The organism is Prevotella sp. oral taxon 376, assembly GCF_003043945.1.
In the GTDB taxonomy this organism is placed as follows: Bacteria; Bacteroidota; Bacteroidia; order Bacteroidales; family Bacteroidaceae; genus Prevotella.
Genome location: NZ_PYXG01000001.1, coordinates 1448856 through 1462610, shown reverse-complemented (window position 1 = coordinate 1462610; position 13755 = coordinate 1448856). Strand labels below are relative to the sequence as shown.

The following is a 13755-nucleotide window of genomic DNA, read 5'->3' as shown; positions in this document are numbered from 1 at the left end:
CAAAAGATGAAAAAAGAAGTAGCGGTGCTCTTCGGAACGGGTTCTATCGGCCAGGCCATCATCCGTCGTGTAGGAGCGGGAAAGCATCTGGTATTGGCCGACTATAGTGCCGAGAACGCCAAGAGAGCGGGCAAGATGCTTGAGGACGCGGGGTTCGAGTGCTCCATCGTCGAGGCCGATCTCGGTTCCAAGGACGACATTCTCGCCGTCGTGGAGGAAGCCCTGAGCTGGGGCAAGGTGAAGAATATGGTCAACGCGGCCGGCGTGTCGCCCTCCTAGGCGCCGGTGGATGAGATTCTGCGTGTCGACATGTATGGCACGAGTGTACTCCTCGAAGAGTTCGGCAAAGTGATGGCCGACGGTGGATCGGGCGTCGTCATCTCCTCCCAGAGTGGACACCGCCTCCCTGCCCTGTCGCCCGAGCAGAACCATGCGCTGGCCACCTCTGCTCCCGAAGACCTGCTGAAACTCGACTTCATACAAGCCATCTCCGACACCCTGAAAGCCTATCAGTACAGCAAACGCTGCAATGTGCTCAAAGTGGCCTATGAGGCGGCGCGCTGGGGAAGGCGCGGGGCCACGGTCAACTCTATCTCTCCGGGCATCATCATCACGCCTTTGGCCAACGACGAGCTCCACGGCCCCCGCAAGGATGGTTATCTGAAGATGATTCAGGCAAGCCCTGCCGGTCGTGCGGGAACGCCCGACGAAGTGGGCGACTTGGCCGAGTTCCTGATGAGCAGCCGCGGCCGATTCATTTCCGGGACAGACATCCTCATCGACGGAGGCACCACCGCCAGCTATTGGTATGGCGACTTGCAGTATCTCAAGCCCACGCACTGAGCCTCCGGGCATCTTTCCCGCCTGCGCGGGAATGTCCGCAGGCCGATGAGATCGGCGAAGATCGACAACCAAAGAGGCTGCATCGAAAGGTCAAATCCGTAGTTCCCTGATTTCAATCCGAAAGGCGTAGGGGCGTGCTTGATCACGCTCCGCCCGGCAAGGGACATCGGTTCGTGCCGCTGACAACGGCCTATTTCTTCGCCACCTGCAGCTCTATCTTTCCGATAAAGATGCCATGCTTGCCGTTCTGGTCAATGGGCACGGGCTTCCCGTCCATGTTCTTCACATAGAGCAATTCCTTCAGATAAGTGTGGGAATGCCCTCCCAGCACCAGGTCGATATTCCTCGAGCCTGCCACCACCTGCTCATCGCCATCCTCGGGCTGCCCCACGCCGAGATGAGTAATGCAGATGACAAGATCGCATTTCTTCTTTTCCTTCAGCATGGTAGCCGTCTCCAGCGCCGTCCTCGTCGGGTCCAGATACTTCACGCCCTTGCACTTCGTAGCGTCCACAAGCCCGTCCATCTTCGGGTCGAGTGCAAAAACGCCAATCTTCACACCCTTCCGTCTCACGATGATATAGGGCTTCACGAGGCCTTCCATCGCCGTCCCCGTGAAGTCGTAGTTGGTGCAGAGAATCGGGAATTTGGCTTTCTTGAAGATGCGTGCCATGTTCTCGATGCCGAAATCAAACTCATGGTTGCCCACGGTAGCGGCCACATAGCCCATCCGATTCATCAATTCCACCTCCACATCGCCCTTGTAAAGGGTATAGTACGGCGATCCCTGCGAGAAGTCGCCGCTGTCGAAGAGCAGCAAGTCGGGATTTTTCCGCCGCTCTTCCTTGAGCATGGCAATGCGGCGCAGATAGCCTCCCCGCCCTGCCAGCATGGTGTCGGCAAGGTGCGGGTTCAGCGGCAGGATGCAGCTGTGGGTATCGTTGGTATGCAGTATGATTATCGTCTTTTGCGCCATCACAGCCATCGAGCAGAGGCAGAAGAGCGCTATCATATTCAGTTTTTTCATCATTTTTCCCTCCGTTTTCATTCTACTACGATTCGACCTTCCTTCTTCGCGTTGACGACCTTTCCCTGTCTCTGCATCTCACGGAAGTAGTCCATGATGATGAAGCGCACATTGTTCTCTGCGCCCTGCGGCGACACCAAGTCGGTCTTGGCCTTGAAGGCTTCCATGTGGTCATTTCCCTGGGCCACATAGTCGAGCGTGGCGACACGGTAAGACGCCTGCGGGTCTATCTCCTTTCCGTTCAGGCGAGCACGCCTGAGCTTTCCGTCCTTCGTGATGACTAGCTGCACACCGTGGCTCACGCCCTCGCCACCCCGCATGGCTATCTGCCCGAACAACTCCATCACCTTCTCGCCACTCAGCGTGAGCAGGCAGAGTTTGTTCTCAAACGGAGCCACCTCAAGCACATCTCCATAGGTAATCTTTCCCTTGACGAAGGCCGCGCGCATGCCTCCCATGTTATACACGGCGAAATCGGGTATCTCGTTAAACCTCTTCGAGCCCCAGACCAGAATATCGGCGAGCAGGTTCGAAAGGTCGCTCTCCGGCTGACCGACCGCCATATAATGGTCGATTTCTCCCACCACGGGGCTCATGATCGAGTCCACCGTATGCCTATAGGGAGCGAGAAAGGCGACAGCTGCGGCGTCGGGACTTGCGTCGTAGCGCTGGTCGATGAGTATTCTGGAGCGCTCGACGCCTTTCAGTACATAATGGGAACGGCACGACGAGCATGCGAGAAGCATCCCGAGCATTGCCGTTAGAATGGTATTTTTCTTCATATCAGAAAATGTTTCTTGCTGCAAAGATAGTCATAATTTGGCAATTCACAAAAGGTGCGTCGCGGTAAATCTTCACTTTTCCCCTAAAACATTTGGCCGGAAGACAAAAAAATAGTAACTTTGCACCGCTTTTCGGCTTAACCGCTGGTTGATGGAAGAGTCATTACGCCATGTTGAGTTGGAACGACAAACAAATTTAATTTAAACATACAATGGATTTAATTAAAGTTGCTGAAGAAGCATTTGCAACCGGCAAGCAGGTCCCGGAGTTCAAAGCCGGAGACACCGTAACTGTCGCTTACAAAATCGTCGAGGGTACCAAGGAGCGTATCCAGCTCTATCGTGGCGTAGTAATCAAGATATGCGGCCACGGCGAGAAGAAGCGTTTCACCGTCCGCAAGATGTCCGGAACCGTAGGCGTAGAGCGTATCTTCCCTATGGAGTCGCCCAACATAGACAGCATTGAGGTTAACAAGCGCGGTAAGGTTCGTCGTGCGAAGCTCTACTATCTGCGCAAGCTCACCGGTAAGGCTGCCCGCATCAAGGAGAAGAGAACCATTTCAGCAGAGTAGTTTCCTGCTTTTTTCGGAAAGAAATAGAGAGAGGTGTCCCCGGCAGGAGGCACCTCTCTTTAGTTTCCCTATCGCCGGCGGAAACGACGGAAGCTCCGTTCCGCAGACATGGAAACCGCCTCTTGTAGACGCAGAAGCCAGCTTCCATAAGCACAAAAGCAACTTCTTGTCTTTGTTTCAACAGCTGAAACTCCGAGTTTCAGTTACTGAAACACTTTCCGAAAGCCATGTCCAATCCCGCCGGAGACGATAAATTTGCGCAACAAATGCCACTTTCAGGGGGCAAAAAGATCGGGAATGCTTGCACGGGCAGCTACTTTTGAGTATCTTTGTGGAAAACTACATTATCATGAGACATCTATTCAAAGGCCTCTTCCTGACGGCCATGACGGTTTGTGCCACCACCGCAAGCGGGCAGGTTATCAAGGTGAACGATGTGTTCGAGCCACTCCCCGACGGACAAGTCCAGCTCACCAACTATTTCCAGAACGACATTCTGAACAGCATAGAACACTGGAACAAGGGCGTGGTGCCTTACAGGAAACTCATGGAGTTCTATGTAAAAGGCGCGCCGATCTTCGCTCTCGGCGAGATGTGGGCTAAGGCCGTGCGCAGCGGTTCGATGCTTTATGGATACACACACGACGCCGATCTGAAAGCCATTCTCGAACAGACGGTCGAAGAAGTGTTCGGAGTGGTGCGCAGCAACGGTACCATTGCCACCGTCCCCCCCGACAAGCAGCCCTACGGCAAGGGAGGAGACATGTGGGAACGAAAGTATGTCTTGCTCGGTCTAAGCCAGTATTATGCCCATGTGAAGCAGGATCCACGCGTCCTGAAGCTCATGATCGACGAGGCCAACAGCATTGTCGACCAGATAGGCTATGCGCCAAAGACCCGCATGACCACGCAGGGCTGGAGCCACAACGGCATCGAGTCGTTCACCGTCATGGAACCGATGATGCGCATGTATCAGCTCACGGGCGACAAGAAATACCTCGACTTCTGCACTTATCTGGTCAAGGAGGGTGGATGCAAGGGCGCCGACCTGTTTCAGGAAGCCTGCGACAATGTGTTGCCGCGCAAGATGGGAGCCGGTTATCCCAAGGCCTACGAGATGCTTTCTCTCTTTGAGGGAGCCGTGGAATACTATCGCTGTACGGGCGACGAGCGCATCCGCACGGCCTTCATGAACCTCTTCGAGAACATCAAGAAGCGGGAGATCACCCTCATCGGAAACGGTGGAGCCGACCAGCCCTACTATCCGAAATGGAAGGGTGAGGCATGGGACGACACCGCCCTGGAGCAGACCAATCCCAACATCAAGCGGATGATGGAGACCTGCGCGGGCGTTACCTGGATGAAGCTCTGCAGCCAGATATTGCGCATCACGGGCGACCCGTCGGCCGTGGAGTATATCGAGAAATACATCTACAACGGACTCCTCGGAGCCATGAAGCCGGGAGGCGACGGATTCAGCTATGTGAACCTGCTCAATGGGCGCAAGGTTACCGACTCGGGATGGGGCACGAACATCGACGGACTGTCTGTTACCTGCTGCAACTTGAGCGGCCCGATGGGGCTGGCCTATATTCCCTTCGTGGCGGTCATGCAAGGAAAAGAGGGACCCGTGATAAACCTCTACAACGCCGCCGGCATCACGGCCAAGACCGCAAAAGGCAGGGAAGTGAAGTTTCTCATCACCTCCGAATTCCCATATTGTAATAAGGTGTCGATAAAACTCACAAAACTGAAGGGCGAGAGATTCACCTTCCGGCTCCATATTCCCGCATGGAGCAAAGACACGAAAGTGAGTGTCAACGGCCGTCCTGTAGAGAATGCCGTGGCGGGGAAATATCTCGCCATCAACCGCAAATGGGAAAAAGGCGACCGGATAGAGCTTGTCCTCGACATGAAGGCAAGGCTCGTGGAAGCTCCTCACGGCAGCAATCCCGCAGGATGGAACTGTGAAGCCGTAACCTACGGCCCCATAGTGCTTGCCCGCGACGAGAACATAGACCCCGACTACAATAAGCCCATCAGGATAAAGGCCGATGCCAACGGCGAAGTGAAGCTCACGCCCGTCAAGCCGCAGAAGCCCGGCACACGCATGGAATTCCTCGTACCTACGACCACAGGCAACATCCACATGGTGGACTATTCGTCGGTAGACGGATGGAAGGGAAAGCAAATCTGCACCTGGATGCCCAAAGAATAAAGACAAGGACAAAATAAAAAGCCTCATTTGAGAATCATCCGACTCTAATGAGGCTTTTTCTTTCATGTTCGCTGAAGCGCGGAAGTTTAACGGCTAAGCCTTCTTAGACTTCTCATCTTCATAATTCAGCGAGGCATCTCCCTCCCCACGGAGGGCTTCCTGGAGGTCGTTCCATGTCTGGAAACCCGTCAGCAAGGCCAGCCGGTCGAGCGTTTCGCTTGACAGATGCTTGTGATTTCTCACCCAACACCATAGCTTGCGGGCATCAAGATGCTTACCAAACTCATGCTCCAACTCATCCACGAACCTCATAAACTCATGTCTCATAAACGATGAACCTTGAAAATCTACCGCAAAAATACGAAAAATATTCGTTGGTCGCATCGCTTCTCCACATATTTTTTTAGGAAGTCAGAAATGCGAGAGGTCAATCCTCATCAAAAAAGAAGGAATGACTCTTGGCACCGGAAACACCCGGCCCGCTGCCGTCGTCTTCCTTTATGTCTCCCTGTTTTGGCCATTGTGAGTCCGGGCCACCGATATGATATCCCTCTTTCTGGCCCGAGGCGGCCATCAGATCCTCGCCGCTCTCCACAAAAACAACGAAGCTTTCGGGGGCAATATATTTCTTTTCCATCTTTTTCCTTTCCTTAATTAACGAATTACTATTTTCCTGCCATTCACGATATAGATGCCTTGTGGCAACCCGTCAAGTCCCGCAGACTCCTTGCGCACCAACTGGCCGAAGACACTGTAGACATTGCCCGCGCTCCTTCCGGAAGATGGCAACACTCCCGCAAAACCCGACTCGATACCCGTGGTGGTCCCGTTGGGCTCGTCATAGAATACTCCCTTGGCATGGGTGATGCCGTTATCACGACTAACCCTGATGACAGCCGAAGTAGGGGTGAACTTTGCATTATCACGATTAGCTTTATAAAAGCCGTTGCTCCAGCGGGGATCCGTGCCTGAATAGTAATAGTAACCAGAGCGCGGCACATACACATCCTTCGCATAGTTGCCGATGAAGGTATAGCTTACGCCTTTCTCGTCTACCTTGGTTACGGCCTCCCCTTCCAGCTCATCCTTAAACTGGTCGGGATTCGTGGTCTCTTCAAACTGCACTCCTATGATCATAATGCTCTTCGCCTTGTGCAGTCCGGGATGAATCATGTATGGATGATGGGCCTTCATCGAGGTTACCGGCTCGCTGAAGCTCAATGTCAGGCAGTCGTTGCCCTCGCCGTCCTGCACGATTCTTGCCCCTGAAAACTCGCATACTTCCGTGGTATTGCCGAAAGCCATGCCTATTTCTACGGCGCTCAGGTCGAAAGGATAGCAGACAGAATACCACTTCCCATCCACCAGCCGGTCGTCCTCATATATATGAGTGATGGGTTTCCCGAGCATGAAGTTCCACCAACCGGCATACTCGCCGCCCTTGCCGTCGAAATAGTTGTCGGCCATCACGGGCAGTTTGTTGCCTTTCTCGTCCTTGACCCACTTATTGTTATAGTCAGGATATTCCGTCTGCTGACTATATTCAGGAGTCCCGATAAGGCGGATATACTTGTTCACATAGGTCTCATAGGCCTCTTTCGGGTAATGCAGGAAGAGATATTTTCCCGTCTGGGTGCTGAATTTGTCGATGGAAACAGTCTCTCCATTGCCTGCCCCCGCATACGAATAGCCGTAGGTCATGTTGGTGGGAGCAAAGGCCTGGTTGGCACATTTGGTGTTTTTACCTAACACATACACATCTGTAAGGCCCGTACAGTTATCAAAGGCCAACTGCTCTATCTGCTCCACGCTCGGCGGAATTACGATCTTCGTGAGCCCAGTACAGTTGGCAAAAGCCTCTCTCTGAATCGTCTTCAGCGAATTGGGCAAGCGTATGGAGGTTAGATTGGAGCAGGCTCCGAAGGCTTCTACGCCAATATCGACAAGAGTTTCCGGAAGCACAACATCCTTGAGGCCGGTGCATCCATTGAAGGCAGAGCCGTCGATGCGCGTTACCCCATAGAGGAAATCTAGAGACTCGAGGTTGGAGCATTGGTCGAAAGCGTTCTGTCCGATGCGCTTCACACTCGTGCCTATCACTACTTCTCTGATCGACTTGATGCCGGAAAAAGCGCCGTTGGCGATCACCGTCTTCGCCTCTGTTCCTTCCCCGACATTCGGAAATACGATTTTGGTCCATTTCGTGTGATCGTCCAGCGTGCCTTGAGGGAACGACTCCAGAGACCTGGGCAGCGTGAGCGTGCCCAGAGTGCCGCCGTTGTTCAGGTTTTGGGAGTTTCTGAGGTGGATGATGTCCGCGCTATTGGCAAGATTCACATCACTCATATCCAAGTCGGTCATCATGCTGAACTGGGGCGTCGACCAGTCCTGCCCCAGGAAATCCTTGACATCAGAAGTGGCGAGGCTCACTCCTGCCGCCGTAACCAGCTTCACCCTGGTGGCCGCCCGTTGCTCGTCGCTGAAATTCGACGAGGCAAGGTCGCCCGGCGCATTTACCGTAATTACCAGCACATTGCCCTCTTTGGCAACAGTAGGAGCGGCCTTGACGGTTATCGCCATCAAGCAAAGCACTCCTAACATGTAGATTTTTCTCATTTGTCTATCCAAATTTTATTATTATAAATTATATCATTAATTATCAATTACATCGAAAGTAACTATCAATTGCCAATCAAGGACGGGGAACCGCCCATACACCAAAAAATATGAAATGCTATAGATTACAACCTATTTTCTTGTTCAACTCTCCACATGAGTTCCCCCACCTTATCCGAAATGGCGACATGGGCGAGTAGCTAATATCGTGCGCAAAGGTAGCCAGAATATCTTTCATCAGCAACCGTTTATAGATATTTAACTATGTTCTCCCGCATTCTAACCTTTCAAAATACAATTAAAGCATTTTTACGCATATCTTTTTCCATTCTTTTTAGTATCTTTGCAGACATTAAAAGATAATCTTCAACCCACATGAAAGAGTTTTCCCTTAAGTACGGATGTAACCCGAATCAGAAACCCTCACGGATTTTCATGGAAGAGGGTGAACTTCCCATTCAGATTCTCTGCGGTCGCCCCGGATATATCAACTTCCTCGACGCCCTCAACTCATGGCAACTTGTGAAAGAGCTGAAGGCTGCCACGGGCTTTCCCGCAGCCGCCTCGTTCAAACATGTGAGCCCGGCAGGAGCCGCGATAGGACTTCCCTTGAGCGACACACTTAGGAAAATCTACTTCGTAGACGACATAGACTTCGAGCTTACGCCCATAGCCAATGCCTATGCCCGTGCCCGTGGAGCCGACCGCATGTGTTCGTATGGCGATTTCGTGGCACTCTCTGACACCTGCGACAAAGCCACTGCCCTGCTCATCAAGCGGGAAGTGAGCGACGGCGTGATAGCCCCGGACTTTACCCCCGAAGCCCTTGAGATCTTGAAGGAGAAGCGCAAAGGAACCTATAATGTCATCAAAATCGACCCGGAATACAAGCCCGCCCCCATCGAGCGCAAGCAGGTGTTCGGCATAACCTTTGAACAAGGGCGCAATGAAGTCTGTCTCGACGACGATGCCTTGTTTGAAGATGTTCCCACGCAAAACAAGACCTTTACCCCGGAAGCTAAGCGCGACCTCATCATCAGCCTTATCACGCTGAAGTATACACAGAGTAACTCCGTGTGCTATGTAAAGGATGGACAGGCCATCGGCATAGGAGCCGGACAGCAGAGCCGCATCCATTGCACCCGCCTTGCCGGCAACAAGGCCGACATATGGTGGCTGCGCCAGAACCCGAAGGTCATGGCCCTGCCTTTCAAGCCGGGCATCCGCCGTGCCGACCGAGACAACACCATCGACCTCTATATCGGCGATGAGAGCGAGGATATATTGCGGGAGGGCACATGGCAGCAATTCTTCACCGAGAAGCCGGAACCTCTGACCACGGAGGAGAAGAAAACTTGGATAGCCCAAAACACGGATGTGGCCCTCGGCAGCGATGCCTTCTTCCCGTTCGGCGACAATATCGAGCGCGCCCATAAGAGTGGCGTGAAATACATCGCACAGGCCGGCGGCTCCATCCGCGACGACCATGTCATCGACACCTGCGACAAATACGGCATCGCCATGGCGTTCACCCATGTAAGACTCTTCCATCACTAATGTAGGCGGAAACAGATGCTCAAAATGTAAACAATGCCGAGGCTAAGGGACATCAGCGCGACATCGACATGGGCTATGATACGGACGATGGGCGAGAATTTCTCACCCACGAGCTGAAAGGGACTTCCGCTGACGACGGGAATGCCTATTCCAGCAAGTGGGACTACCTTTGTGTGGATGCCTATAATTCAACAAACCTTGACATGGGACTTTCACTTGCCTTCGCCTATCACTCACTCATGGCCTGGCGAATATTCTTCGACGACGACTTTACCCGTAAACATTACTACATCGCATACTATCCCACGGAATTCAGGAACAAAGCCGCGCATAGGCTGACCGTCGAAGGCCGGCCTGTCAAAGCTGTCGACTATATCCATCCGAATACGACCGTCATGAAGAAAGAAATGTTGTCCTTCACCCTGGGAGGGGCTTTCAGCATCTCATTCTGACGAGCTATGGCCAGACCTAAGCCAGACCTCTCCATTTCAATTTGACTAAATTCCGTGTTTCGTTCGCAAATTCTTCGTGTTTCTCAAGATTCCGTTATATCTTTGCAACAACATTCCCTGAAACCATTCAGACGAAGGAAAATGCTTCAGACTATGGATACAGGCCGTTCCAAGGTCCTTTGCCAACTCTCACAGGAGGACGCGAAATCTCCCATGGAGATGATCATTAACAAGACTTCATACTATTGAACATGAACGAAATAGACGACATTATCGAAAGTGGCATCGTCTTCAAGGGGGCACCGAAAGGAGGCTCCAAGGACAAAAAGGTAAAGACCAAGGCCAAGAAAAAGAAGTATATCACGGGTGCACACGGCTCCGGATCCGCACGGCAGAAAGCCAAATATCGGGAACAGCGTGCCAACCGGCACAAGGGGAAATAAGGAGTGCGTTCGCACTTACTGCCCTATATGCGGTAATAGGCGGTGGAGACGCTATTCCTTAATGACTGCTTGCCACAAAAATAGCGGCTACCTTTGTTGAAGATTGCCGCTACTTATTTTATTTCCCTTATCTGATTCCTTTCTTAAAAGCCTACTTCTCCGCCTTGACAATTCCTCCTTTAATAACTAAGGTGTGGGAACGGAGCTGCTTCGTCGCATGGTTAAAGAGCTGTGCAGGATTGAAACGCTTCCCCTTGAACACGGTCTCAAAATGCAGATGAGGCGTTGTGGCACGCCCCGTGCGACCCGTCAGGCCGACGACTTCACCCGCCTTTACCTTCTGACCCTTCTTCACATAGTTGCGCGACTGATGACTATAGTGAGTCTCCAGCCCGTTAGGATGCTTGATAATGATATAATTTCCATACCCGTAATACGGTCTGGACATGGTTACCTCACCGTCAAAAGCGGCATAAATCTTATCATTGGGTTTTGTCTTCAGGTCTACACCTGTATGCATGCAGCGGCCACGACGGCCGTAATCGCTGATCACCTTGCATCCCGGCAACGGATAAGCCCATTCTTGCTCCTTCAGTTTCCGGAGGTCGAGACGGTTCGTCGCATTGGGATTCGATGCCGTATATCCCTTCTCCTCGATTTTCTCCTTCCTGGAAACAGCGACAGCTATGCGGTTTCCCGACCTTCGAAAGACCACTTCCTGCTTACGAAGCCGATGGCTGGCAAGCTCTATCAGGGTCTCTGGATTGATGCGGCCACCATTCACCATAATGGCAAATGTGCAGTAGGCTCGTCCTTCCCGACCTCCCACAAGGGCAACAGACTGCCCTGCCTTGACACTCTGCCCTACCTTTACAAGATTCTCACCATTATCTCCATAGACCGTTTCCAAGCCGTTGGAATGGCGGATCACGATGACATTGCCCAACTTTCCGTCCTTACGGGAAAGGCGGACAACTCCGTCGAACATCGCCTTTACGACATCTCCTTTCTTCGTGGTAATCTTCAGATTGGCGTTCCCGTCCGCAAGTTCAGCCTTTCCCACGGGAAGCGGGAAACTGTATTCACTGTTTTTAAGACTGCCGAAATCGACGCTGAAAGCATTGGAACGGATGAAAAGCCCCGGCGTTTCAATACTGATCTGCTGTTGCTCCGCCGGCGTGAAGGTATCCTTTACCGGCGCAAACGACGACATCATCACGACGACCACGCCGCAGACCAGGAGATTTCTTATTTTCTTTCTTTTCTTCATTTCAGGTTCCGGGTTTGCGCCCTATCTAATCATAATCGCAGTAAAAATTCTCCCCGACGCAATACCTAACCGGCGGGCAGAGAAATAATCATCAACTTGAGAGTAGGTGCACACATTTGCCATCTGGATATTCTGTGGGCTCACTCCCGTATCTATCAACTGAATACGGCAACACTCCGGCAGGTTGATATGCCATTTTTCATATTTTCTGGCCATATGAGACATGTCAAACCCCGTACTGGCAAATTCGTCATATACCTCATCTCCCACCTCGAAGTTCTCGAGCGAGATGCCCGGACCGACCACGGCCCTGAGTTTGTGAACATCGGTATGAAATTGCCTGCCCATCTCCCGGACGGCTTTCGCCACGATGCCCTTTACAGTTCCCCGCCATCCTGAATGCACCGCACCAACGGCATGATGTTCCTCGTCATAAAGCAAGACAGGAATGCAATCGGCTGTCGACACCCCGATGCAGACTCCCCGCATATCGGTCAGCATACCGTCGACCCCATCGAGCGATGCCCGTCTCTGTTCCGTACTCAGGAGAAAGAAGTCGGGCACAATTCCATAGATACCCGTCCCATGGGTCTGATGTGGCAAGACAATGTGATCTGGCTGGATTCCAAGCTCGTTCGCAAGGGCTTCCCTGTTCTCGCTGACAGCCTCTGGGGTATCGCCACAATAGGGATTGATGTTGAATTCGCCATAGCTGTCCTTACTCACGCCGCCATGCCGGGTCGTGGAAAACGCTACTACACCTCCACCTATATTATAATAAGTCAGCCGGGGCCTAAGCATCTGCCCCGTCCTCCTCGTACTCGAAATCGTCAAGATCTTCTATCTCATCCTCGTCGATGAACTCTATCGTCCCGTCTTCACCCTCATCACGCAGCTCCGCCACAAAGCTTCCCATGTCCTTGTCGCGGTGCACGAGCGTGTCTTCAGCCGTGATTTCCCACAATTTATTACTCTCGCTGTTCAGCTCTTTCCAAAGAATATCCTTGAGTAGACTCAATCCTTTTCCGGTTACCGACGAGATGAAGACGACGGGCAAATCTGTCGGAAGCGTCTCCCGAAGCATCTCTACCAGTTCGTCATCCAGCAAGTCGCACTTCGTAACGGCAAGCACACGGTGCTTGTCGAGCATTTCCGGATTGAATTTCTCCAGCTCGTTGAGCAGGATTTCATATTCTCTCTTGATATCGTCCGTATCACCTGGCACCATGAAGAGTAGCAGCGAGTTGCGCTCTATATGCCGCAGGAAGCGGAGACCAAGCCCCTTTCCCTCGCTCGCTCCTTCGATAATGCCCGGAATATCGGCCATGACAAACGACTGGCGGTCGTGATACGCGACAATACCCAGCGATGGCTCGAGCGTCGTAAAGGGATAGTTGGCTATCCTGGGGCGTGCGCTCGACAGCGTCGAAAGCAGCGTCGACTTCCCCGCATTGGGGAATCCCACGAGACCCACATCGGCCAGAAGCTTCAGTTCCAGTATGACGGTCATTTCCTCCATGGGCTCTCCGGGCTGCGCATAACGGGGCGCCTGGTTGGTTGCCGTACGGAATTGGAAGTTACCCAGGCCGCCTCGGCCTCCTTTCAAGAGCACCACTTCCTGCCCGTCATAGGTAACATCACAGAGATATTTGCCGGTCTCGGCATTATACACCACCGTACCGCACGGCACATCGATATACTGGTCTTTGCCGTCGGTGCCGTGGCGCTTGTCGCGGGCACCGTTTCCTCCGTGCTCCGCATACACATGGCGCTGGTATTTCAGATGGAGCAAAGTCCAATAGTTGTGATTTCCACGAAGGATGACACTTCCCCCATGACCACCGTCGCCACCGTCAGGTCCGCCGTTCGGCTGATACTTTATATGGCGCAGATGCATCGAACCTCTGCCTCCCTTGCCGGATCGGCAGTAGATTTTCACATAATCTACGAAATTGGATTCTGCCATTCCATCAGG

General features: G+C 52.6%; 13 protein-coding genes and 1 pseudogene. 6 read left to right on the top strand and 8 right to left on the bottom strand.

The window, feature by feature from the left end; genetic code table 11:
* Nucleotides 1-6 precede the first annotated feature (6 nt).
* A pseudogene (locus C7120_RS06315) lies at nt 7-843 on the top strand (SDR family oxidoreductase).
* 190 nt (nt 844-1033) lie between these two features.
* On the opposite strand, the gene C7120_RS06310 reads toward C7120_RS06315, so the two are convergent.
* Nucleotides 1034-1870 (bottom strand): bifunctional UDP-sugar hydrolase/5'-nucleotidase, encoded by an 837-nt coding sequence (locus C7120_RS06310; RefSeq protein WP_107621414.1) that lies wholly within the window; start codon nt 1868-1870, stop codon nt 1034-1036.
* A gap of 17 nt (nt 1871-1887) precedes the next feature.
* Nucleotides 1888-2652, bottom strand: coding sequence for a 5'-nucleotidase C-terminal domain-containing protein (locus tag C7120_RS06305; RefSeq protein WP_107620819.1), 765 nt, complete (start codon nt 2650-2652; stop codon nt 1888-1890).
* A gap of 212 nt (nt 2653-2864) precedes the next feature.
* Between C7120_RS06305 and rplS the strand changes: the two genes are divergently transcribed.
* Together rplS and C7120_RS06295 are read left to right on the top strand one after the other, a co-directional pair.
* Nucleotides 2865-3224, top strand: coding sequence for a 50S ribosomal protein L19 (gene rplS, locus C7120_RS06300; protein ID WP_107620818.1), 360 nt, complete (start codon nt 2865-2867; stop codon nt 3222-3224).
* A gap of 349 nt (nt 3225-3573) precedes the next feature.
* The gene (locus C7120_RS06295; RefSeq protein ID WP_107620817.1) at nt 3574-5442 is read left to right on the top strand and encodes a beta-L-arabinofuranosidase domain-containing protein; all 1869 of its coding nucleotides are present in this window, start codon (nt 3574-3576) and stop codon (nt 5440-5442) included.
* 93 nt (nt 5443-5535) lie between these two features.
* On the opposite strand, the gene C7120_RS06290 is transcribed toward C7120_RS06295, so the two are convergent.
* The 3 genes from C7120_RS06290 to C7120_RS06280 form a co-directional block, all read right to left on the bottom strand.
* Nucleotides 5536-5769: a hypothetical protein gene (locus tag C7120_RS06290; RefSeq protein ID WP_107620816.1), complete on the bottom strand. Its 234-nt coding sequence runs from the start codon at nt 5767-5769 to the stop codon at nt 5536-5538.
* Nucleotides 5770-5869: 100 nt separating this feature from the next.
* Nucleotides 5870-6079, bottom strand: a complete 210-nt coding sequence (locus tag C7120_RS06285; protein WP_107620815.1) for a cytochrome C — start codon at nt 6077-6079, stop codon at nt 5870-5872.
* A gap of 17 nt (nt 6080-6096) precedes the next feature.
* A complete protein-coding gene (locus C7120_RS06280; RefSeq protein ID WP_107620814.1) occupies nt 6097-8058 on the bottom strand; it encodes a leucine-rich repeat domain-containing protein in 1962 nt (653 codons plus the stop codon).
* A 375-nt stretch (nt 8059-8433) separates the two neighbouring features.
* Between C7120_RS06280 and C7120_RS06275 the strand changes: the two genes are divergently transcribed.
* From C7120_RS06275 to C7120_RS06265, 3 genes are all read left to right on the top strand, one after another.
* Complete coding sequence (locus tag C7120_RS06275; RefSeq protein ID WP_107620813.1) at nt 8434-9615, top strand: phosphoribosylaminoimidazolecarboxamide formyltransferase; 1182 nt, start codon at nt 8434-8436, stop codon at nt 9613-9615.
* Nucleotides 9616-9683: 68 nt separating this feature from the next.
* Entirely contained in the window at nt 9684-10067 is a 384-nt protein-coding gene (locus C7120_RS06270; RefSeq protein ID WP_107620812.1) for a hypothetical protein, read from the top strand.
* 251 nt (nt 10068-10318) lie between these two features.
* The gene (locus C7120_RS06265) at nt 10319-10510 is read left to right on the top strand and encodes a hypothetical protein (protein WP_107620811.1); all 192 of its coding nucleotides are present in this window, start codon (nt 10319-10321) and stop codon (nt 10508-10510) included.
* A 151-nt stretch (nt 10511-10661) separates the two neighbouring features.
* On the opposite strand, the gene C7120_RS06260 is transcribed toward C7120_RS06265, so the two are convergent.
* Genes C7120_RS06260 through obgE form a run of 3 tightly spaced genes read right to left on the bottom strand, consistent with a single transcriptional unit; the run spans nt 10662 to nt 13746 of the window.
* On the bottom strand, nt 10662-11780 hold the full coding sequence (locus C7120_RS06260; RefSeq protein ID WP_107620810.1) for a M23 family metallopeptidase: 1119 nt from the start codon (nt 11778-11780) through the stop codon (nt 10662-10664).
* A 21-nt stretch (nt 11781-11801) separates the two neighbouring features.
* Nucleotides 11802-12581 (bottom strand): peptidoglycan editing factor PgeF, encoded by a 780-nt coding sequence (pgeF, locus tag C7120_RS06255; protein WP_107620809.1) that lies wholly within the window; start codon nt 12579-12581, stop codon nt 11802-11804.
* Nucleotides 12574-13746 (bottom strand): GTPase ObgE, encoded by a 1173-nt coding sequence (gene obgE, locus C7120_RS06250; protein ID WP_107620808.1) that lies wholly within the window; start codon nt 13744-13746, stop codon nt 12574-12576. The genes pgeF and obgE overlap by 8 nt, the downstream gene beginning before the upstream one ends.
* Nucleotides 13747-13755 lie beyond the last annotated feature (9 nt).

Excerpts from the sequence above, each read along its gene's own strand:
- C7120_RS06310 (WP_107621414.1), bottom strand. The coding sequence starts at position 1,870 with ATGAAAAAACTGAATATGATAGCGCTCTTCTGCCTCTGCTCGATGGCT.
- C7120_RS06305 (WP_107620819.1), bottom strand. The coding sequence starts at position 2,652 with ATGAAGAAAAATACCATTCTAACGGCAATGCTCGGGATGCTTCTCGCA.
- rplS (WP_107620818.1), top strand. The coding sequence starts at position 2,865 with ATGGATTTAATTAAAGTTGCTGAAGAAGCATTTGCAACCGGCAAGCAG.
- C7120_RS06295 (WP_107620817.1), top strand. The coding sequence starts at position 3,574 with ATGAGACATCTATTCAAAGGCCTCTTCCTGACGGCCATGACGGTTTGT.
- C7120_RS06290 (WP_107620816.1), bottom strand. The coding sequence starts at position 5,769 with ATGAGACATGAGTTTATGAGGTTCGTGGATGAGTTGGAGCATGAGTTT.
- C7120_RS06285 (WP_107620815.1), bottom strand. The coding sequence starts at position 6,079 with ATGGAAAAGAAATATATTGCCCCCGAAAGCTTCGTTGTTTTTGTGGAG.
- C7120_RS06280 (WP_107620814.1), bottom strand. The coding sequence starts at position 8,058 with ATGAGAAAAATCTACATGTTAGGAGTGCTTTGCTTGATGGCGATAACC.
- C7120_RS06275 (WP_107620813.1), top strand. The coding sequence starts at position 8,434 with ATGAAAGAGTTTTCCCTTAAGTACGGATGTAACCCGAATCAGAAACCC.
- C7120_RS06270 (WP_107620812.1), top strand. The coding sequence starts at position 9,684 with ATGGGCTATGATACGGACGATGGGCGAGAATTTCTCACCCACGAGCTG.
- C7120_RS06265 (WP_107620811.1), top strand. The coding sequence starts at position 10,319 with ATGAACGAAATAGACGACATTATCGAAAGTGGCATCGTCTTCAAGGGG.
- C7120_RS06260 (WP_107620810.1), bottom strand. The coding sequence starts at position 11,780 with ATGAAGAAAAGAAAGAAAATAAGAAATCTCCTGGTCTGCGGCGTGGTC.
- pgeF (WP_107620809.1), bottom strand. The coding sequence starts at position 12,581 with ATGCTTAGGCCCCGGCTGACTTATTATAATATAGGTGGAGGTGTAGTA.
- obgE (WP_107620808.1), bottom strand. The coding sequence starts at position 13,746 with ATGGCAGAATCCAATTTCGTAGATTATGTGAAAATCTACTGCCGATCC.